20 protein-coding genes are annotated in these 22,117 nt (G+C 32.4%); 19 read left to right on the top strand and 1 reads right to left on the bottom strand.

Features of this window, described 5'->3' with window-relative positions; genetic code table 11:
• The first annotated feature begins 55 nt into the window (after positions 1-55).
• From rnjB to rny, 12 genes are all read left to right on the top strand, one after another.
• Positions 56-1,729 carry a ribonuclease J2 gene (gene rnjB, locus HMPREF3247_RS09900; protein WP_000052590.1) on the top strand — a complete coding sequence of 558 codons (1,674 nt, stop codon included), beginning with the start codon at positions 56-58 and terminating at the stop codon, positions 1,727-1,729.
• 256 nt (positions 1,730-1,985) lie between these two features.
• Positions 1,986-4,355 carry an FtsK/SpoIIIE family DNA translocase gene (locus HMPREF3247_RS09895; RefSeq protein ID WP_000035773.1) on the top strand — a complete coding sequence of 790 codons (2,370 nt, stop codon included), beginning with the start codon at positions 1,986-1,988 and terminating at the stop codon, positions 4,353-4,355.
• Positions 4,356-4,359: 4 nt separating this feature from the next.
• Complete coding sequence (locus HMPREF3247_RS09890) at positions 4,360-5,073, top strand: GntR family transcriptional regulator (protein ID WP_001293306.1); 714 nt, start codon at positions 4,360-4,362, stop codon at positions 5,071-5,073.
• 30 nt (positions 5,074-5,103) lie between these two features.
• Positions 5,104-6,369, top strand: a complete 1,266-nt coding sequence (gene yfmF, locus HMPREF3247_RS09885; RefSeq protein WP_000089941.1) for an EF-P 5-aminopentanol modification-associated protein YfmF — start codon at positions 5,104-5,106, stop codon at positions 6,367-6,369.
• A complete protein-coding gene (gene yfmH, locus HMPREF3247_RS09880) occupies positions 6,369-7,655 on the top strand; it encodes an EF-P 5-aminopentanol modification-associated protein YfmH (protein WP_001566607.1) in 1,287 nt (428 codons plus the stop codon). The genes yfmF and yfmH overlap by 1 nt, the downstream gene beginning before the upstream one ends.
• Positions 7,655-8,359: an elongation factor P 5-aminopentanone reductase gene (gene ymfI / locus HMPREF3247_RS09875; protein WP_000646231.1), complete on the top strand. Its 705-nt coding sequence runs from the start codon at positions 7,655-7,657 to the stop codon at positions 8,357-8,359. Before yfmH ends, ymfI begins: the two co-directional genes overlap by 1 nt.
• A gap of 104 nt (positions 8,360-8,463) precedes the next feature.
• Complete coding sequence (locus HMPREF3247_RS09870; protein ID WP_000214890.1) at positions 8,464-9,291, top strand: YmfK family protein; 828 nt, start codon at positions 8,464-8,466, stop codon at positions 9,289-9,291.
• An 18-nt stretch (positions 9,292-9,309) separates the two neighbouring features.
• Complete coding sequence (locus tag HMPREF3247_RS09865) at positions 9,310-9,702, top strand: helix-turn-helix domain-containing protein (protein ID WP_000859443.1); 393 nt, start codon at positions 9,310-9,312, stop codon at positions 9,700-9,702.
• Positions 9,703-9,735: 33 nt separating this feature from the next.
• Positions 9,736-10,314, top strand: coding sequence for a CDP-diacylglycerol--glycerol-3-phosphate 3-phosphatidyltransferase (gene pgsA, locus HMPREF3247_RS09860; RefSeq protein WP_001025093.1), 579 nt, complete (start codon positions 9,736-9,738; stop codon positions 10,312-10,314).
• A gap of 226 nt (positions 10,315-10,540) precedes the next feature.
• On the top strand, positions 10,541-11,692 hold the full coding sequence (locus tag HMPREF3247_RS09855; protein ID WP_000020361.1) for a CinA family nicotinamide mononucleotide deamidase-related protein: 1,152 nt from the start codon (positions 10,541-10,543) through the stop codon (positions 11,690-11,692).
• Positions 11,693-11,856: 164 nt separating this feature from the next.
• Complete coding sequence (gene recA / locus HMPREF3247_RS09850; protein WP_000368166.1) at positions 11,857-12,900, top strand: recombinase RecA; 1,044 nt, start codon at positions 11,857-11,859, stop codon at positions 12,898-12,900.
• A gap of 353 nt (positions 12,901-13,253) precedes the next feature.
• Positions 13,254-14,813, top strand: coding sequence for a ribonuclease Y (gene rny / locus HMPREF3247_RS09845; protein WP_001050913.1), 1,560 nt, complete (start codon positions 13,254-13,256; stop codon positions 14,811-14,813).
• A 296-nt stretch (positions 14,814-15,109) separates the two neighbouring features.
• On the opposite strand, the gene HMPREF3247_RS09840 is transcribed toward rny, so the two are convergent.
• Positions 15,110-15,325 (bottom strand): hypothetical protein, encoded by a 216-nt coding sequence (locus HMPREF3247_RS09840; RefSeq protein WP_000026308.1) that lies wholly within the window; start codon positions 15,323-15,325, stop codon positions 15,110-15,112.
• 173 nt (positions 15,326-15,498) lie between these two features.
• Here HMPREF3247_RS09840 and HMPREF3247_RS09835 point away from each other — a divergent pair, with 173 nt between their 5' ends.
• The 7 genes from HMPREF3247_RS09835 (at position 15,499) to thiW (ending at position 22,012) form a co-directional block, all read left to right on the top strand.
• The gene (locus HMPREF3247_RS09835) at positions 15,499-16,296 is read left to right on the top strand and encodes a TIGR00282 family metallophosphoesterase (RefSeq protein ID WP_001222105.1); all 798 of its coding nucleotides are present in this window, start codon (positions 15,499-15,501) and stop codon (positions 16,294-16,296) included.
• A gap of 139 nt (positions 16,297-16,435) precedes the next feature.
• Positions 16,436-18,196, top strand: a complete 1,761-nt coding sequence (locus HMPREF3247_RS09830; protein ID WP_000804320.1) for a 2-oxoacid:acceptor oxidoreductase subunit alpha — start codon at positions 16,436-16,438, stop codon at positions 18,194-18,196.
• The gene (locus HMPREF3247_RS09825) at positions 18,197-19,063 is read left to right on the top strand and encodes a 2-oxoacid:ferredoxin oxidoreductase subunit beta (RefSeq protein ID WP_000190140.1); all 867 of its coding nucleotides are present in this window, start codon (positions 18,197-18,199) and stop codon (positions 19,061-19,063) included.
• 93 nt (positions 19,064-19,156) lie between these two features.
• Complete coding sequence (locus HMPREF3247_RS09820; protein ID WP_000655669.1) at positions 19,157-19,450, top strand: thiamine-binding protein; 294 nt, start codon at positions 19,157-19,159, stop codon at positions 19,448-19,450.
• Between the two features lie 133 nt (positions 19,451-19,583).
• Positions 19,584-21,128: a tRNA (N6-isopentenyl adenosine(37)-C2)-methylthiotransferase MiaB gene (miaB, locus tag HMPREF3247_RS09815; RefSeq protein ID WP_001001517.1), complete on the top strand. Its 1,545-nt coding sequence runs from the start codon at positions 19,584-19,586 to the stop codon at positions 21,126-21,128.
• Positions 21,129-21,494 carry a YlbF/YmcA family competence regulator gene (locus tag HMPREF3247_RS09810; RefSeq protein ID WP_000282386.1) on the top strand — a complete coding sequence of 122 codons (366 nt, stop codon included), beginning with the start codon at positions 21,129-21,131 and terminating at the stop codon, positions 21,492-21,494.
• 26 nt (positions 21,495-21,520) lie between these two features.
• Entirely contained in the window at positions 21,521-22,012 is a 492-nt protein-coding gene (thiW, locus tag HMPREF3247_RS09805; RefSeq protein ID WP_000842277.1) for an energy coupling factor transporter S component ThiW, read from the top strand.
• The last annotated feature ends 105 nt before the right edge of the window (positions 22,013-22,117 follow it).

Raw genomic sequence — 22,117 nt, 5'->3', positions numbered from 1 at the left:
TATAATGAATAGTGAGTTTATATATGGACGGGTAACAAATTTAGGAGGTAAGATTTTGAGTTTAATAAAGAAAAAGAATAAAGATATTCGCATTATACCATTAGGCGGTGTTGGCGAAATTGCTAAAAATATGTATATCGTTGAAGTAGACGATGAAATGTTTATGTTAGATGCTGGACTTATGTTTCCAGAAGACGAAATGCTAGGTATTGATATTGTTATACCAGACATTTCATACGTACTTGAAAATAAAGATAAATTGAAGGGTATATTCCTTACACACGGACATGAGCACGCGATTGGTGCAGTGAGTTATGTTTTAGAACAATTAGATGCACCAGTATATGGATCTAAATTGACAATAGCGTTAATTAAAGAAAATATGAAAGCCCGTAATATTGATAAAAAAGTTCGCTACTACACAGTTAATAATGATTCAATTATGAGATTCAAAAACGTGAATATTAGTTTCTTTAATACGACACACAGTATTCCTGATAGTCTAGGTGTTTGTATTCACACTTCATATGGTGCCATTGTGTATACAGGTGAATTTAAGTTTGACCAAAGTTTACATGGACATTATGCACCAGATATTAAACGTATGGCAGAGATTGGTGAAGAAGGTGTATTTGTCTTAATCAGTGATTCTACTGAGGCAGAGAAACCTGGATATAATACTCCGGAAAATGTGATTGAACATCATATGTATGACGCTTTTGCAAAAGTGCGAGGTCGCTTGATTGTTTCATGTTATGCTTCGAACTTTATACGTATACAGCAAGTTTTAAATATTGCTAGCAAGCTAAATCGTAAAGTGTCATTTTTAGGAAGATCACTTGAAAGTTCATTTAATATTGCTCGTAAAATGGGGTATTTCGACATTCCTAAAGATTTGCTAATTCCTATAACAGAAGTTGATAATTATCCTAAAAATGAAGTGATAATTATAGCTACTGGTATGCAAGGAGAACCTGTAGAAGCCTTAAGTCAAATGGCGCAACATAAGCATAAAATTATGAATATCGAAGAAGGCGATTCTGTATTTTTAGCAATTACGGCTTCTGCAAATATGGAAGTTATCATTGCGAATACATTAAATGAGCTTGTACGTGCTGGCGCACATATTATTCCAAATAACAAGAAGATTCATGCTTCAAGTCATGGTTGCATGGAAGAATTAAAAATGATGATTAATATTATGAAACCTGAATACTTTATTCCTGTACAAGGTGAATTTAAAATGCAGATAGCACATGCGAAGCTAGCAGCTGAAGCAGGTGTTGCACCAGAAAAGATTTTCCTTGTGGAAAAAGGAGATGTCATTAATTACAACGGTAAAGATATGATATTAAATGAAAAGGTAAATTCAGGAAATATTTTAATAGATGGTATTGGTATTGGGGATGTAGGAAATATCGTGTTGAGAGACCGTCATCTTTTAGCAGAAGATGGTATCTTTATTGCTGTAGTAACGTTAGATCCTAAAAATAGACGTATAGCTGCGGGACCTGAAATTCAATCTCGTGGGTTTGTATATGTACGTGAAAGTGAAGACTTATTACGTGAAGCAGAAGAGAAAGTACGTGAAATAGTAGAGGCTGGTTTACAAGAAAAACGCATAGAATGGTCTGAAATTAAGCAAAATATGCGTGATCAAATTAGTAAACTATTATTCGAAAGTACAAAACGTCGTCCTATGATTATTCCAGTAATTTCTGAAATTTAATCAAAAAGTCATTAACATAAAAGAGGTCAGAACAAGTCACTGAAATATAATGGTTGTCATGGACAATTTACTTATATTTTATGATGGTCAATTGAAAGGGGTAACGATTAATCTGTTATCTTAAGTAAATTGATACATAGATGATATTGTTCTAACCTCTTTCATCGTCTGTTTGGACTACATATTCTAAACATCAAATAGGAAATTATATATAATAACGTCGTTTTAACTAAGGCAACATAAGGAGGTGCGTCAATTGGCACAAGCAAAAAAGAAATCGACAGCTAAGAAAAAAACAACATCAAAAAAAAGAACAAATTCGAGGAAAAAGAAGAATGATAATCCGATACGTTATGTCATAGCTATTTTAGTAGTTGTATTAATGGTGTTGGGTGTTTTCCAATTAGGAATAATAGGTCGTCTAATTGACAGCTTCTTTAATTATTTATTTGGGTACAGTAGATATTTAACATATATTTTAGTACTCTTAGCAACTGGTTTTATTACATACTCTAAACGTATTCCTAAAACTAGACGAACGGCTGGTTCGATTGTATTGCAAATTGCATTGCTATTTGTATCACAGTTAGTTTTTCATTTTAATAGTGGTATCAAAGCTGAAAGAGAACCTGTACTTTCTTATGTGTATCAGTCATACCAACACAGTCATTTCCCAAATTTTGGTGGCGGTGTATTAGGCTTTTATTTATTAGAGTTAAGCGTACCTTTAATTTCATTATTTGGTGTATGTATTATTACTATTTTATTATTATGCTCAAGTGTTATTTTATTAACAAACCATCAACATCGTGAAGTCGCAAAAGTTGTACTGGAAAATATAAAAGCTTGGTTTGGTTCATTTAATGAAAAAATGTCGGAAAGAAACCAAGAAAAACAATTGAAGCGTGAAGAAAAAGCGAGACTTAAAGAAGAACAAAAGGCACGTCAAAATGAACAGCCACAAATAAAAGATGTGAGTGATTTTACGGAAGTGCCTCAAGAAAGAGATATTCCAATTTATGGGCATACTGAAAATGAAAGTAAAAGTCAGAGTCAACCAAGTCGGAAAAAGCGAGTGTTTGATGCAGAGAATAGTTCGAATAACATCGTAAATCATCATCAAGCAGATCAGCAAGAACAATTAACAGAACAAACTCATAACAGTGTTGAAAGTGAAAACACTATTGAAGAAGCTGGTGAAGTTACGAATGTATCGTATGTTGTTCCACCGTTAACTTTACTTAATCAACCTGCAAAACAAAAAGCAACATCTAAAGCTGAAGTGCAACGTAAAGGACAAGTACTAGAGAATACATTAAAAGATTTTGGGGTAAATGCAAAAGTGACACAAATTAAAATTGGTCCTGCAGTAACTCAATATGAAATTCAACCAGCTCAAGGGGTTAAAGTGAGTAAAATTGTAAACTTGCATAATGATATTGCATTAGCTTTAGCAGCAAAAGATGTTAGAATCGAAGCGCCAATACCTGGTCGCTCTGCAGTAGGTATTGAAGTGCCAAATGAGAAAATTTCATTAGTTTCACTAAAAGAAGTTTTAGATGAAAAATTCCCGTCTAATAATAAACTAGAAGTTGGATTAGGAAGAGATATATCAGGTGATCCAATTACTGTTCCACTAAATGAAATGCCACACTTATTGGTGGCAGGATCGACGGGTAGTGGTAAATCTGTTTGTATAAATGGTATTATTACAAGTATTTTATTAAATGCTAAGCCGCATGAAGTTAAACTTATGTTAATCGATCCGAAAATGGTTGAACTAAATGTTTATAACGGAATTCCACATTTATTAATTCCGGTTGTTACAAATCCTCATAAAGCTGCTCAAGCTTTAGAAAAAATTGTAGCTGAGATGGAAAGACGTTATGATTTATTCCAACATTCATCAACTAGAAATATTAAAGGTTATAACGAATTAATCCGTAAGCAAAATCAAGAATTAGATGAGAAGCAACCAGAATTACCTTATATCGTTGTTATTGTAGATGAGCTTGCAGATTTAATGATGGTAGCTGGTAAAGAAGTTGAAAATGCGATTCAACGTATTACACAAATGGCACGTGCAGCAGGTATACATTTAATTGTAGCGACACAAAGACCTTCTGTGGATGTAATTACAGGTATCATTAAAAATAATATTCCATCTAGAATTGCTTTTGCTGTAAGTTCTCAAACAGATTCAAGAACTATTATTGGTACTGGCGGCGCAGAAAAGTTACTTGGTAAAGGTGACATGTTATACGTTGGAAATGGTGATTCATCACAAACACGTATTCAAGGGGCGTTTTTAAGTGACCAAGAGGTGCAAGATGTTGTAAATTATGTAGTAGAACAACAACAGGCAAATTATGTAAAAGAAATGGAACCAGATGCACCAGTGGATAAATCGGAAATGAAAAGTGAGGATGCTTTATATGATGAAGCGTATTTGTTTGTTGTTGAACAACAAAAGGCAAGTACATCATTGTTACAACGCCAATTTAGAATTGGTTATAATAGAGCATCTAGGTTGATGGATGATTTAGAACGCAATCAGGTAATCGGTCCACAAAAAGGAAGCAAGCCTAGACAAGTTTTAATAGATCTTAATAATGACGAGGTGTAAAAAAATGTCAGAAATGAATGCGGTATATAACGTTAAACAATACATTTTAAATTTGATTAAGCAAAATAAATTGGAATATGGTGACCAACTTCCAAGTAATTTATCAATTGCCAGAGAATTAAATGTAAAAACCGACGATGTTTATGAAGCAATTCAGGCATTGATTACTGAACAAGTCATTAAAGATAATTTTGAAGAGGGCACAAGTGTTAAGTCACTGCCCCCTTTCTTTTATCCATTGAATGAACTTATAAGTATTGGGCAAATGATTAAAAATGCAGGATTTGAATGCGGAACTGAATACTTAAATTTTGATGAGCAACCAGCAACTATGTTAGATGCAAATTTGTTGAGCGTTGAAGAAGGATATCCAGTAACCATTATAGAACGATTACGAACTGCCGATGGAGAACCGGTCGTCTATTGTTTAGATAAAATTGCTAAAAAAGAATTAACATGTACAGAGTATCAAATGAGCAATGGATCGATACTAAGTGCGATAAAAGAACAAAGTAATCATAATATTTGTTACGCTGATACAGAAATTGAAGCGGTAAATTATGAACCTCGAATATCCGAAGTACTGAATGCTTCGCCACACGAAGGTTTGATTTTATTAAAAATTACGCACTACAATGAATTAGATGAACCTATTTTGTATTCATTAAATTATATGAAAAATAGCTTAGTTCAATTTAAAATCACTAGAAAAATATAGATGTAAGAAGATATAGAGGAGGCTATATATTTGAGTAGACAATCTCAACCAAATATACATATCAAAGTTTCACCAACAACTAAATTTAAAACAACTACTATAGTTTTTAAATTTATGGCACCTTTAGAATATGACACAATTACAGCTAGATCATTATTAAGCAAATTATTAGTTCGAGCAACTAAGAAATGGCCAACCGATAAGTCGTTTAATAATCACTTAGCCGATTTATATGGTGCATATGTGAATAGTACAATTTCAAAATTCAAAGATCAGCATGTCATTACATTTTCATTAGAAATTGTAAATGAACGTTATTTAAGAAACGGTGAATCATTATTTAATCAAGGATTAGATTTATTACAAGAAATCATTTGGAATCCATTAATTGAAAATAAAGCATTCAATGATAATTTTGTTAACCAAGAGAAAACATTATTAGCCAAAAAAATAGAAGCAATGGTAGATAACAAAGCACAATATTCGTTTTTAAAATTACTCGACCATATGTTTGAAAATGAAGCATACAAATACTTATCTACAGGACAACTAGAACAAATCCCACATATTACTGCTGAAACACTATATCATACATATCAATCAATGATTAATAATGATCAATGTTCTGTTTATGTTGTCGGCAATGTAGAACCTGAAAGTGTTGAGAAACAAATACGTGAAAAATTTGCACTTAAACCATTCGATAAACATCAATTCCAACATTCTACACATCATTTACACGATGAAGAAGTTGATTATATTGTTGAATATGATGACGTGGATCAAGCTAAATTAAATATGGGATATCGTTTTCCAACACAATATGGACAAAGTGGATATGCTGCTTTTGTTGTATTTAACATGATGTTTGGAGGAGATCCTTCATCTGTTTTATTTAATGAAGTGCGAGAAAAGCAAAGTTTAGCGTACTCTATACATTCACAAATTGATGGCAAAAATGGCTATTTATTTGTTTTGAGTGGGGTTTCAAGTGATAAGTACGAAACTGCAAAAGACACTATTATAAGTGAATTTGAAAAAATAAAAGCAGGAGATTTCACTGAAGAAAAATTAGAGTTAGCTAAAAAAGTAATCATTTCTCATCGATATGAATCTGAAGATCGTCCGAAAAGTATTATAGAGATTATGCATAACCAAATATTATTAGAGCAACCACAAAGCAAAGAAACATTTATAAATGATATACAGAAGGTAAGTCGCGAAGATATTGTTTCTGTTGCTGAAAAAGCATTTTTAGATACAATCTATGTGTTGACAAAAGGAGGGGATAAATAATGAAAGAGCGTTATTATGAATTAATAGACGAAAGAGTATTCGAACAAGAATTAGAAAATGGTTTACGATTATTTGTTATCCCTAAACCAGGTTTTCAAAAGACATTTGTCACTTACACTACACAATTTGGTTCATTAGATAATCAATTCAAACCCCTCGGACAAGACCAATTTGTTACTGTACCTGATGGAGTTGCTCACTTTTTAGAACATAAATTATTTGAAAAAGAAGAAGAAGACTTATTTACTGCATTTGCTGAAGATAATGCACAAGCAAATGCGTTTACAAGCTTTGATCGTACAAGCTACTTGTTCAGTGCAACTGATAATATTGAAAACAACATTAAACGTTTACTTACAATGGTTGAAACGCCTTATTTTACAAAAGAAACTGTTGATAAAGAAAAAGGTATTATTGCAGAAGAAATAAAAATGTATCAAGAGCAACCTGGATATAAATTAATGTTTAATACATTGCGTGCAATGTATCAACAACATCCAATACGTGTTGATATTGCCGGTAGTGTAGAAAGTATATACGATATTACAAAAGATGATTTGTATCTATGTTATGAAACGTTTTATCATCCATCAAATATGGTTTTATTTGTTGTTGGCGATGTGGATCCTGAAGCAATATGTCGAATAGTAAAACAACACGAGGATGCTCGTAATAAAGTTAACCAACCCAAAATCGAACGAGGACTTGTTAATGAACCGGAGGATGTTAAAGAAGCATTTGTTACTGAATCTATGAAAATTCAATCATCAAGACTAATGCTTGGTTTTAAAAATAAACCATTACAAGAAGCGCCTCAAAAATATGTACAACGTGATTTAGAAATGTCATTATTCTTTGAGTTAATTTTTGGGGAAGAAACAGATTTTTATCAGAATTTATTAAACGAAGGACTTATCGATGATACATTTGGTTATCAATTTGTACTAGAGCCGACTTATAGTTTTTCAATCGTGACAAGCGCTACTGAAGAACCAGATAAATTAAAAAAATTATTATTAGATGAGTTGCGTGATAAAAAAGGCAATTTCCAAGATGCAGAAGCATTTGAACTTTTGAAAAAGCAATTTATAGGTGAATTCATATCAAGTTTAAACTCACCTGAATATATTGCTAATCAATATACTAAATTGTATTTTGAAGGTGTTAGCGTGTTTGACATGTTAGACATTGTTGAAAATATCACCTTAGATAGTATTAACGAAACGTCATCGTTATATTTAAATTTAGATCAGCAAGTCGATAGTCGTTTGGAGATTAAAAAGTAATGAAAGCATTAGTATTAGGTGGTTCTGGTTCAATTGGTTCTGAGATAGTCAAACAATTATTAACTGATGGATTTGAAGTTTATGTGCAATATTATCGTACTGATATAAATGAATTAACTAGCAAATTTAATGATGATAAAGTTCGTTTTATACAAGCGGATTTATCTCAAACAATTGATATTGACAAAACATTTGGTGACATTAAATCATTAGACTGTTTAATATATGCAAGTGGTCAGTCTTTATATGGTGTTTTACAAGATATGAAAGACCATGATATTGATGCATGTTATCAGTTAAATGTCTTGCAATTAATTCGATTATGTAGATATTTCGTTGATGTTTTACGTCAAAGTGACAATGGAAGAATTATTGTAATTTCATCAATTTGGGGTGAGACAGGAGCTAGTATGGAAACTATTTATTCGACGATGAAAAGTGCACAATTAGGTTTCGTTAAGGCGCTTAGTCAAGAGCTTGCACTAACATCAGTGACAGTAAATGCTATCGCACCTGGATTTGTAGCCGGTAATATGGCAAGTGAGTGGCAAGAAGATGAACTTCAAGCAATGATAACTGAATTACCACAACAGCGATTGATTTTACCGAGTGAGGTTGCTCATACATGCGCCTATTTATATCACCCAAATGCTAGAAGTGTTACTGGAACTATACAGAAAGTTAATGGTGCTTGGTATATTTAAAATATAGAACTATTTTTATGAGCAAATGTTTTTATGATTGATGTTATAATATGAATATTACAATGAATCATAATTTGTTAATTAAACAAGGGGTGAGGTTCACCATGACAGTTGCAGAGAAAAAAGAATGGTACCTAGAATACGAAATTGAAATTAATAGACCGGGTCTTTTAGGTGATGTATCTAGTTTATTAGGTATGTTAGGTATAAGTATTGTTACAATTAATGGTGTTGATCAAGGTAAACGAGGCCTTTTAATTAAAACAGACAATCTTGAAAAAGTTGAACGTTTTGAGCAAATAGCTCGTGGTATAAATGAAATTGAAATAACAAAGCTTAAAAAACCAGAATTAAGAGACCGTCTTGCAGTAAGACATGGTAGATATATTGAGCAAGATGCAAAAGATAAGAAAACCTTTCGATTTGAGCGTGAAGATTTAGGCTTGTTAGTAGACTTTTTAGCTGAATTGTTCAAAGAAGAAGGTCATAAGTTGATTGGCATTAGAGGTATGCCACGAGTTGGTAAAACTGAATCAATTGTTGCGGGAAGTGTTTGTGCACATAAGAGATGGTTATTTATTAGTTCTACTTTAATAAAACAAACTGTACGTAGCTCTCTAATTAAAGGGGAATATGATGCCAATCATGTATACATTATTGATGGTGCAGTTACTGCCAGAGAATCTAATCCAAAACATCAAGAGCTTGTTAACGAAGTTATGACGTTACCATCAATCAAAGTCGTTGAACATCCAGATTTATTTGTTGAAACAAGTACTTGTACAATGGAAGATTTTGACTATATTATCGAATTGAGAGAAAATGAAAATCAAGAAATACATTACGAAGAAATGAAGAAACAGACAGTCCAAAGTAAGAATAATTTAGATTTTGGAGATCCGTTTGGTGGTGGTTTTGGTTTCTTCGAGTAAGTGTAAGGAGGCTATGAATTGAAAACGGTCGGTGAAGCGCTAAAAGGTAGACGTGAAAGGTTAGGAATGACTTTAACAGAATTAGAGCAACGTACTGGAATTAAACGTGAAATGCTAGTGCATATTGAAAATAATGAATTCGATCAACTACCGAATAAAAATTACAGCGAAGGATTTATTAGAAAATATGCAAGCGTAGTAAATATTGAACCTAACCAATTAATTCAAGCTCATCAAGATGAAATTCCATCGAACCAAGCCGAATGGGACGAAGTAATTACAGTTTTCAATAATAATAAAGACTTAGATTATAAGAGTAAATCAAAAGAGCCAATACAATTATTAGTAATCATGGGTATTACAGTTTTAATAACTTTATTGTTATGGATCATGTTAGTTTTAATATTTTAACAGAAATAAATTAGTGAGAAATGAGGATGTATAATGAATATTCCGAACCAGATTACGGTTTTTAGAGTAGTGTTAATACCAGTTTTTATATTGTTTGCGTTAGTTGATTTTGGATTTGGCAATGTGTCATTTCTAGGAGGATATGAAATAAGAATTGAGTTATTAATCAGTGGTTTTATTTTTATATTGGCTTCCCTTAGCGATTTTGTTGATGGTTATTTAGCTAGAAAATGGAATTTAGTTACAAATATGGGGAAATTTTTGGATCCATTAGCGGATAAATTATTAGTTGCAAGTGCTTTAATTGTACTTGTGCAACTAGGACTAACAAATTCTGTAGTAGCAATCATTATTATTGCCAGAGAATTTGCCGTAACTGGTTTACGTTTACTACAAATTGAACAAGGATTCGTAAGTGCAGCTGGTCAATTAGGTAAAATTAAAACAGCAGTTACTATGGTAGCAATTACTTGGTTGTTATTAGGTGATCCATTGGCAACATTGATTGGTTTGTCATTAGGACAAATTTTATTATACATTGGCGTTATTTTTACTATCTTATCTGGTATTGAATACTTTTATAAAGGTAGAGATGTTTTTAAACAAAAATAAATATTTGTTTATACTAGATTTCATTTTCATATGGAATCTAGTTTTTTTAATCCCAATTTTAGAAATTAGCCACGCAATTGTTTATAATGATATATTGTAAAACAATATTCGTTCATTTTTTTAGGGAAAATCTGTAGTAGCATCTGATACATTGAATCTAAAATTGATGTGAATTTTTAAATGAAATACATGAAAAAATGAATTAAACGATACAAGGGGGATATAAATGTCAATTGCCATTATTGCTGTAGGCTCAGAACTATTGCTAGGTCAAATCGCTAATACCAACGGACAATTTCTATCTAAAGTATTTAATGAAATTGGACAAAATGTATTAGAACATAAAGTTATTGGAGATAATAAAAAACGTTTAGAATCAAGTGTACGTCATGCGCTAGAAAAATATGATACTGTTATTTTAACAGGTGGCTTAGGTCCTACGAAAGATGACTTAACGAAGCATACAGTGGCCCAGATTGTTGGTAAAGATTTAGTTATTGATGAGCCTTCTTTAAAATATATTGAAAGCTATTTTGAGGAACAAGGACAAGAAATGACACCTAATAATAAACAACAGGCTTTAGTAATTGAAGGTTCAACTGTATTAACAAATCATCATGGCATGGCTCCAGGAATGATGGTGAATTTTGAAAACAAACAAATTATTTTATTACCAGGTCCACCGAAAGAAATGCAACCAATGGTGAAAAATGAATTGTTGTCACATTTTATAAACCATAATCGAATTATACATTCTGAACTATTAAGATTTGCGGGAATAGGTGAATCTAAAGTAGAAACAATATTAATAGATCTTATCGATAAACAGACTAATCCTACGATTGCGCCTTTGGCGGGAAGTCATGAAGTATATATTAGATTGACTGCAAATGCCGACTCAAAAGAACAAGCACAATCATTGATTCAACCTGTTAAACAAGAAATTCTTGATCGTATTGGAGAATATTATTATGGTTCAGATGACACATTAATTGAGCAAGCTGTAATAAAGAAAATTCATGAACCTTTTGTAATATATGATGGTATTACTAATGGTGCTTTATATCATCGATTGAAAGAAGTGGATTTAAACGATGTTCTAAAGGGTATGATTAATCACAATGAAAACTTTGTTGATATTAATAAACCTATTGAGCAGCAATTAAAAGATGCAGTGCAATTTGTTAATAAATTGTTTAATGTGTCATCAGCAATTATTCTATTAGAGTATGATGGTGTAGTCCATATAGGCTATGATAATAACTTTGAATTTAAAACTGAGCAATTTAAAATGTCTAAATCTAGAAATTTATTAAAGAACAGAAGTCAAAATTATGCGCTCATAAGATTATTAAATTGGCTTAGAACAACAAATTAATTGTATTATCGATAAAAATATAAGCACGTTTGTTCGTTTTTGCGTTTTGATTTCAAGATTTTATACGAACAAATATTCGCAAAACACTTGTATTTTATTTTGAATCCTTGTATAGTATTGGTAAGATAATTAAAAGATAGCAATTTCAATTAGGAGGTCTCGCTTTGGATAACGATCGTCAAAAAGCTTTAGATACAGTAATTAAAAATATGGAGAAATCTTTCGGTAAAGGTGCCGTAATGAAGTTGGGTGACAATATAGGTCGCCGAGTTTCAACTACATCAACTGGTTCAGTTACATTAGATAATGCGCTAGGTGTAGGTGGCTATCCTAAAGGACGAATTATTGAAATTTATGGTCCTGAAAGTTCTGGTAAGACAACAGTAGCGCTTCACGCTATTGCTGAAGTACAAAGTAATGGCGGGGTGGCAGCATTTATCGATGCTGAACATGCTTTAGATCCAGAATATGCTCAAGCATTAGGCGTAGATATCGATAATTTATATTTATCGCAACCGGATCATGGTGAACAAGGTCTTGAAATCGCCGAAGCATTTGTTAGAAGTGGTGCAGTTGATATTGTAGTTGTAGACTCAGTTGCTGCTTTAACACCTAAAGCTGAAATTGAAGGAGAAATGGGAGACACTCACGTTGGTTTACAAGCTCGTTTAATGTCACAAGCGTTACGTAAACTTTCAGGTGCTATTTCTAAATCAAATACAACTGCTATTTTCATCAACCAAATTCGTGAAAAAGTTGGTGTTATGTTCGGTAATCCAGAGACTACACCAGGTGGACGTGCATTAAAATTCTATAGTTCAGTAAGACTAGAAGTACGCCGTGCAGAACAGCTTAAACAAGGACAAGAAATTGTAGGTAATAGAACTAAAATTAAAGTCGTTAAAAATAAAGTGGCACCACCATTTAGAGTAGCTGAAGTTGATATTATGTATGGACAAGGTATTTCTAAAGAGGGTGAACTTATTGATTTAGGTGTTGAAAACGACATCGTTGATAAATCAGGAGCATGGTATTCTTACAATGGCGAACGAATGGGTCAAGGTAAGGAAAATGTTAAAATGTACTTGAAAGAAAATCCACAAATTAAAGAAGAAATTGATCGTAAATTGAGAGAAAAATTAGGTATATCTGATGGTGATGTTGAAGAAACAGAAGATGCACCAAAGTCATTATTTGACGAAGAATAGTACACAAATTTATATCTATAGTTAAACTTAGCAAATATCCTTATAGGATTGATTGAAAGTGATATTCATCTCATAAAGCTAGAATAATATCTAACTTTATGGGATACACTACAAATCGAGACTATAAGGTTTTTTATTTTATTTATTATTACATTATCAATAGTTTTATAATCGAGCTTCAAAACTTTAGAAAATAGTAGAAATAGCATTCAATATAGTGCAAAAGTGCAAATTGATAACTTGACACTTATCTCCTATAAACCGTACAATTAATTTGTATGATTTATATATAATTTCATAAAGTCATATTGAATTTCATATAAAGAGCAAACCCTAGAAAAGGAGGTGTTTGTGTGAATTTATTAAGCCTCCTACTCATTTTGCTGGGGATCATTCTAGGAGTTGTTGGAGGGTATGTTGTTGCCCGAAATTTGTTGCTTCAAAAGCAATCACAAGCTAGACAAACTGCCGAAGATATTGTAAATCAAGCACATAAAGAAGCTGACAATATCAAAAAAGAGAAATTACTTGAGGCAAAAGAAGAAAACCAAATCCTAAGAGAACAAACTGAAGCAGAACTACGAGAAAGACGTAGCGAACTTCAAAGACAAGAAACCCGACTTCTTCAAAAAGAAGAAAACTTAGAGCGCAAATCTGATCTATTAGATAAAAAAGATGAGATTTTAGAGCAAAAAGAATCAAAAATTGAAGAAAAACAACAACAAGTAGATGCAAAAGAGAGTAGTGTTCAAACGTTAATAATGAAGCATGAACAAGAATTAGAACGCATCTCCGGTCTCACTCAAGAAGAAGCTATTAATGAGCAACTTCAAAGAGTAGAGGAAGAACTGTCACAAGATATTGCAGTACTTGTTAAAGAAAAAGAAAAAGAAGCTAAAGAAAAAGTTGATAAAACAGCAAAAGAATTATTAGCTACAGCAGTACAAAGATTAGCAGCAGATCACACAAGTGAATCAACGGTATCAGTAGTTAACTTACCTAATGATGAGATGAAAGGTCGAATCATTGGACGAGAAGGACGAAACATCCGCACACTTGAAACTTTAACTGGCATTGATTTAATTATTGATGACACACCAGAAGCGGTTATATTATCTGGTTTTGATCCAATAAGAAGAGAAATTGCTAGAACAGCACTTGTTAACTTAGTATCTGATGGACGTATTCATCCAGGTAGAATTGAAGATATGGTCGAAAAAGCTAGAAAAGAAGTAGACGATATTATTAGAGAAGCAGGTGAACAAGCTACATTTGAAGTGAACGCACATAATATGCATCCTGACTTAGTAAAAATTGTAGGGCGTTTAAACTATCGTACGAGTTACGGTCAAAATGTACTTAAACATTCAATTGAAGTTGCGCATCTTGCTAGTATGTTAGCTGCTGAGCTAGGCGAAGATGAGACATTAGCGAAACGAGCTGGACTTTTACATGATGTTGGTAAAGCAATTGATCATGAAGTAGAAGGTAGTCATGTTGAAATCGGTGTAGAATTAGCGAAAAAATATGGTGAAAATGAAACGGTTATTAATGCAATCCATTCTCATCATGGTGATGTTGAACCTACATCTATTATATCTATCCTTGTTGCTGCTGCAGATGCATTGTCTGCGGCTCGTCCAGGTGCAAGAAAAGAAACATTAGAGAATTATATTCGTCGATTAGAACGTTTAGAAACGTTATCAGAAAGTTATGATGGTGTAGAAAAAGCATTTGCGATTCAGGCAGGTAGAGAAATCCGAGTGATTGTATCTCCTGAAGAAATTGATGATTTAAAATCTTATCGATTGGCTAGAGATATTAAAAATCAGATTGAAGATGAATTACAATATCCTGGTCATATCAAGGTGACAGTTGTTCGAGAGACTAGAGCAGTAGAATATGCGAAATAATTTTTGTCTCCCTCACAAATTAGTGAGGGAGCTTTTTTAAGTTGTAGTCTCAATCTAATTAGACAGCACTTTATCGGTAATAACTATAGTAAACAGTAGTTATTTGAAAGTAAGACGGACCTTATATTAAATAAGAAGTTATTGCTTTTAATAAAAATGTTTTAGGCTTCATAATTACTATATTTATATTATGTAAACCTTTAAAGATGAGTGCTTTTCTAACCAATAAAAAAGAAGAGAAGATGTAACACATCTTCTCTTCTGCAATATTAATTAGGATTTATTTCTAAGTTGAGTTATTTTAATTGTAAATCTGTTTTCTTTAATTCTTTTATAACTTCTGCAGTATCATAACAATTTGTTGCAATTGTTGAATATCTCTCTGCTAAACGATATGCATTAATGTAAAGCTTTAAACTTTCTTTAGCTATATCCTCTGCATCTTCGAATTTTGATGGGTTAGACATAACCACTAATTCTGCAAATTTTTCTGGATCAATATTAATAGACATGTATTTATTTACAACTCCTATTTATTTTGATGTCTTAATACTAACATATTGAAGTTTTCAGACAAAGTAATGTCTCTCTATAATTGAAGAAAAATAATTCAAAGAATTTAATATTTACTTTAAATATTAGAACGTATGAATTAAACTAGTATTTATGAGAGGATGAACAAAACATGAGAATAATGTTTATAGGGGATATCGTAGGTAAAATTGGACGAGACGCAATTGAAACGTACATACCTCAACTGAAGCAAAAGTATAAACCAACAGTTACAATTGTAAATGCTGAAAATGCAGCACATGGTAAAGGTTTGACTGAAAAAATATATAAACAATTACTAAGAAATGGTGTAGATTTCATGACTATGGGTAATCACACATATGGTCAACGTGAAATTTATGATTTTATAGATGAAGCAAAACGACTAGTAAGACCAGCGAATTTTCCGGATGAAGCGCCGGGAATTGGTATGAGATTTATACAAATTAATGATATTAAACTTGCAGTTATTAATCTGCAAGGAAGAGCGTTTATGCCAGATATTGATGATCCTTTTAAAAAGGCAGATCAATTAGTCAAGGAAGCACAAGAACAAACTCCGTTTATATTTGTTGATTTTCATGCAGAAACAACTTCTGAAAAGTATGCAATGGGATGGCATTTAGATGGTAGAGCTAGCGCTGTTGTTGGAACGCATACACACATTCAAACAGCAGATGAACGTATTTTACCGAAGGGGACAGGGTATATAACGGATGTTGGTATGACAGGTTTTTATGACGGCATTTTAGGAATAAATAAAACAGAGGTAATTGAGCGTTTTATCACTAGTTTGCCACAAAGACATGTTGTTCCAAATGAAGGTAGAAGTGTATTATCTGGTGTTGTTATTGATTTAGACAAAGAAGGTAAAACGAAGCACATCGAACGTATATTGATAAATGATGACCATCCATTTTCAACATTTTAAAATTACGTAAGTAAACATTCGAATTGGACCCTATCGTCCATTAGTATGAATTTAATATAGTACCACTGTTTACATAGTAAATCGGTGGTTCTTTTTGTTATCATTTAATATGAAATATATCCATAGGAGGCATATAACTATGAAACCACAATTATCGTGGAAAGTTGGCGGTCAACAAGGCGAAGGTATTGAATCAACTGGGGAAATCTTCGCTACGGCTATGAATAGAAAAGGATATTATTTATATGGATATAGACATTTTTCAAGTCGTATCAAAGGTGGACATACGAATAATAAAATTAGAGTTTCTACGACGCCTGTTCATGCAATTAGTGATGATTTAGATATTTTGATTGCATTTGACCAAGAAACAATTGATGTTAACCATCATGAAATGAGAGAAGACAGTATTATTTTAGCTGATGCCAAGGCTAAACCTGTGAAACCAGAAGGATGTCATGCACAGCTTATTGAATTACCTTTTACAGCAACCGCTAAAGAATTAGGTACAGCATTAATGAAAAACATGGTTGCAATAGGTGCTACTAGCGCATTGATGAATTTGAATACAAATACATTTGAAGAACTTATTACTAATATGTTTTCTAAAAAAGGTGACAAGGTAGTTGAAGTCAATATCCAAGCATTAAACGAAGGTTATCAATTAATGCAATCCCGCTTACCTGAAATCGACGGGGACTTTGAATTAGAGTCAACAGATGCACTACCACATCTATATATGATTGGTAACGATGCCATTGGATTAGGTGCAATTGCTGCAGGTTCACAATTTATGGCGGCATATCCTATTACACCTGCGTCTGAAGTTATGGAATATATGATTGCCAATATATCTAAAGTAAACGGAGCGGTTATTCAAACAGAAGATGAAATTGCTGCTGTAACTATGGCTATTGGTGCAAATTATGGTGGAGTCAGAGCGTTTACGGCTAGTGCTGGTCCAGGTTTATCTTTAATGATGGAAGCAATTGGATTATCTGGTATGACTGAAACGCCATTAGTCATTATTAATACTCAACGAGGTGGACCTTCTACTGGATTACCTACGAAACAAGAACAGTCAGATTTAATGCAAATGATTTATGGTACACATGGTGATATTCCAAAAATAGTTGTAGCACCAACTGATGCAGAAGATGCATTTTATTTAACTATGGAAGCCTTTAATTTAGCAGAACAATATCAATGCCCTGTTATAGTTTTAAGTGATTTGCAATTATCTTTAGGTAAACAAACTGTTGAAAAATTAGATTATAATCGCATTGAAATTAAACGTGGTGAAATCATTCAATCTGATATTGAACGTGAAGAAGATGATAAAGGTTATTTCAAGCGTTATGCGTTAACATCCAATGGTGTTTCTCCTAGACCTATCCCCGGTGTTAAAGGAGGTATTCATCATATAACTGGTGTGGAACACAATGAAGAAGGTAAACCTAGTGAATCTGCGTCAAATAGACAACAACAAATGGAAAAACGAATGCGTAAAATTGAGCAGTTACTAATTGAATCGCCAGTAGAAGCTAACTTACAACATGAGGATGCAGATATTCTTTATATCGGTTTTATTTCTACAAAAGGTGCAATTCAAGAAGGTAGTAACCGTTTGAATCAACAAGGCATAAAAGTTAACACTATACAAATTAGACAATTGCATCCATTCCCAACAAGCGTTATTCAAGATGCAGTTAATAAAGCGAAGAAAGTCGTTGTAGTGGAGCACAATTATCAAGGACAATTGGCTAGTATTATAAAAATGAATGTCAATATTCATGATAAGATTGAAAATTATACAAAGTATGATGGGACACCTTTCCTACCACATGAAATCGAAGAAAAAGGCAAAATAATTGCTACTGAAATAAAGGAGATGGTATAGATGGCGACATTTAAAGATTTTAGAAATAATGTTAAGCCTAACTGGTGCCCTGGATGTGGCGATTTCTCAGTACAAGCTGCAATTCAAAAAGCAGCCGCAAATATAGGGTTAGAACCTGAAGAAGTAGCTATCATCACCGGTATAGGATGTTCTGGCCGTCTTTCAGGATATATTAATTCTTATGGCGTTCATTCTATTCACGGACGTGCATTACCTTTAGCTCAAGGTGTAAAAATGGCGAATAAAGATTTAACTGTTATTGCATCTGGAGGAGATGGTGATGGTTATGCTATAGGTATGGGGCATACAATCCATGCTTTAAGAAGAAATATGAACATGACGTATATAGTCATGGATAATCAAATTTATGGTTTGACAAAGGGACAAACATCGCCGTCATCAGCAGTAGGATTTGTTACTAAAACAACGCCAAAAGGTAATATAGAAAAAAATGTTGCGCCTTTAGAATTAGCATTATCATCTGGTGCCACATTTGTAGCCCAAGGTTTTTCAAGTGATATTAAAGGATTAACAAAACTAATTGAAGATGCAATTAATCATGATGGATTTTCATTCGTTAATGTCTTTTCACCATGTGTGACTTATAATAAAATTAACACATACGATTGGTTTAAAGAACATTTAACAAGTGTTGATGACATTGAAAATTATGATTCTACAGATAAACAATTAGCGACTAGAACTGTTATTGAACATGAATCTTTAGTAACTGGTATTGTTTATCAAGATAAAGAAACACCATCATATGAATCTCAAATTAAAGAGTTAGATGATACACCACTTGCTAAAAGAGATATCAAAATTACTGAAGACACCTTCAATGCATTAACTGAACAATTTATTTAATAATTAAAACTGAGTCGTATAAATGTATTTATAACAGATCCATTTATGCTACTCAGTTTTTTACTATTACAAAAAATAAAGGAGTTTTTAAAAATGAAAGACACATTAATGAGTATACAAATAATTCCTAAAACACCAAACAATGACAATGTTATACCTTATGTAGACGAGGCGATTAAAATAATTGACGAATCTGGTATGCATTTTAGAGTAGGTCCGTTAGAAACGACAGTACAAGGAAATATGAATGAATGTTTAATTTTAATACAATCATTAAATGAACGAATGGTGGAACTTGAATGTCCAAGTATTATTAGCCAAGTTAAGTTTTATCATGTGCCAGATGGCATCACTATTGAAACTTTAACTGAAAAATATGATGAATAACATTAAAAGTGAAGTAAACTGGATTTGAATTGGCTTGTTAGAGATGACGTATAACTTTAACTGTTTTTGCACTTTATAGTTAAATTTAATATAATTATTAAATGATACGGGCAAATAGAAAGGATTTTGTAAAGTGAACGAAGAACAAAGAAAAGCAAGTTCTGTAGATGTTTTAGCTGAGAGAGATAAGAAAGCAGAAAAAGATTATAGTAAATATTTTGAACATGTTTATCAGCCGCCTAATTTAAAAGAAGCGAAAAAAAGAGGTAAACAAGAAGTTCGTTATAATAGAGATTTCCAAATTGATGAAAAATATCGCGGTATGGGGAACGAGCGTACATTTTTAATTAAAACATATGGATGTCAAATGAATGCACATGACACTGAGGTCATTGCTGGTATACTTGAAGCATTAGGCTATCAAGCAACGACTGATATTAACACTGCAGATGTTATTTTAATTAATACATGTGCGATTAGAGAAAATGCCGAGAACAAAGTGTTTAGTGAAATAGGTAATTTGAAGCATTTGAAAAAAGAACGACCTGATATTTTAATCGGTGTTTGTGGTTGTATGTCACAAGAAGAGTCAGTAGTGAATAAAATTTTAAAATCGTATCAAAATGTAGATATGATATTTGGTACACATAATATTCATCATTTACCAGAAATTTTAGAAGAAGCATACTTATCTAAAGCAATGGTTGTTGAAGTATGGTCTAAAGAAGGAGACGTTATTGAAAATCTTCCAAAAGTCCGTGAAGGCAACATTAAAGCATGGGTCAATATTATGTATGGTTGTGATAAGTTTTGTACATATTGTATTGTTCCATTTACAAGAGGTAAAGAACGAAGCCGTAGACCTGAAGACATTATAGATGAAGTACGTGAACTTGCTCGTGAAGGTTACAAAGAAATAACGCTTTTAGGTCAAAATGTAAATTCTTATGGTAAAGATTTACAGGATATAGAATATGACTTAGGAGATCTTTTACAAGCAATTTCTAAAATAGCGATTCCAAGAGTTCGTTTCACAACAAGTCATCCTTGGGACTTTACAGATCACATGATTGATGTTATTTCAGAGGGTGGTAATATCGTTCCGCATATCCACTTGCCAGTTCAATCTGGAAATAATGCAGTATTAAAAATAATGGGTAGAAAATATACACGAGAAAGTTATTTGGATTTAGTAAAACGAATCAAAGATAGAATTGCTAATGTAGCATTAACTACAGATATTATTGTAGGGTATCCAAATGAATCAGAGGAACAATTTGAAGAAACTTTAACTCTGTATGATGAAGTTGGTTTTGAACATGCATATACGTACTTGTATTCACAACGTGATGGTACGCCTGCTGCTAAAATGAAAGATAATGTACCTTTAGATGTCAAAAAGGAACGATTGCAACGTTTGAATAAAAAAGTTGGTCATTATTCACAAATAGCTATGAGTAAGTACGAAGGACAAACTGTAACAGTACTTTGTGAAGGTAGTAGTAAAAAAGATGATCAGGTTCTTGCTGGCTACACTGATAAAAATAAGCTAGTTAATTTCAAAGCGCCTAAAGAAATGATTGGTAAACTAGTGGAAGTACGAATAGATGAAGCTAAACAGTATTCATTAAATGGCAGTTTTGTAAAGGAAGTAGAGCCGGAAATGGTGATTCAATAAATGTATAATAAAGATGACGTGTTGAAACAAGCGGATAATATTGCAAATAAAATTAAAAATTTGGATACTATCAAAACATATCAACAAATTGAAGCACAGATTCATCAGAACCAAACGATAAAGACTAAAATGGATATGTTAAAAAAGCATCAAAAACAAGCAGTAAACTTTCAAAATTACGGGAAACAAAATGCGCTAGAACAGTCGGAACATACCATTCAAAGTATAGAAGCAGAAATAAATACATTGCCCATAGTTGAACAGTTTCAAACTTCACAATATGAAGCGAATCAATTATTGAAAATGTTTGTATCAACAATGGAAACACGTTTAAATGACCATAATAAAGCCAAACATAGTGATTAATTACAAACAAAAAGGAGAACAATCATATGAAATCAAGAAAACTGGCTATAACTGCACTTTTAATTGCAATAAATGTTGTATTAAGCAGTATTATCATCATTCCTCTAGGACCAGTTAAGGCAGCACCAGTACAGCATTTTGTAAATGTATTAAGTGCGGTCATAGTAGGTCCTTGGTATGGATTAGCTCAAGCGCTTATATCATCAATTTTAAGAGTTCTTTTTGGTACTGGTACAGCTTTTGCATTTCCAGGTAGTATGATTGGAGTTTTATTGGCTAGTATGTTTTACATATATCGTAAACATATATTCATGGCCGCGGTCGGTGAAGTACTTGGAACTGGTGTCATCGGAAGTTTAATTTGTATACCATTAGCATATTTCCTCGGGCTTCAAGACTTCTTCATTAAACCGTTAATGATTACGTTCATAGTCTCAAGTGCTATCGGATCTATTATAAGTTATTTCTTATTAATTACTCTAAAAAAACGTGGTATTCTTCAAAGGTTTATAAAATAAATTTATGATATATGATTTCAAACAGAGTCATTGTTCATTTTAATATTGAACGCCCTTACTTAATTAAATGTCTTGAATGTTAGAATTTTAATTTAATTCTAAACA

This window comes from Staphylococcus sp. HMSC36A10, assembly GCF_001838845.1.
Taxonomy (GTDB): Bacteria; Bacillota; Bacilli; order Staphylococcales; family Staphylococcaceae; genus Staphylococcus; species Staphylococcus aureus.
Note: the sequence above shows the minus strand (reverse complement) of the source record. Positions and strands in the feature narration are given on the sequence as shown.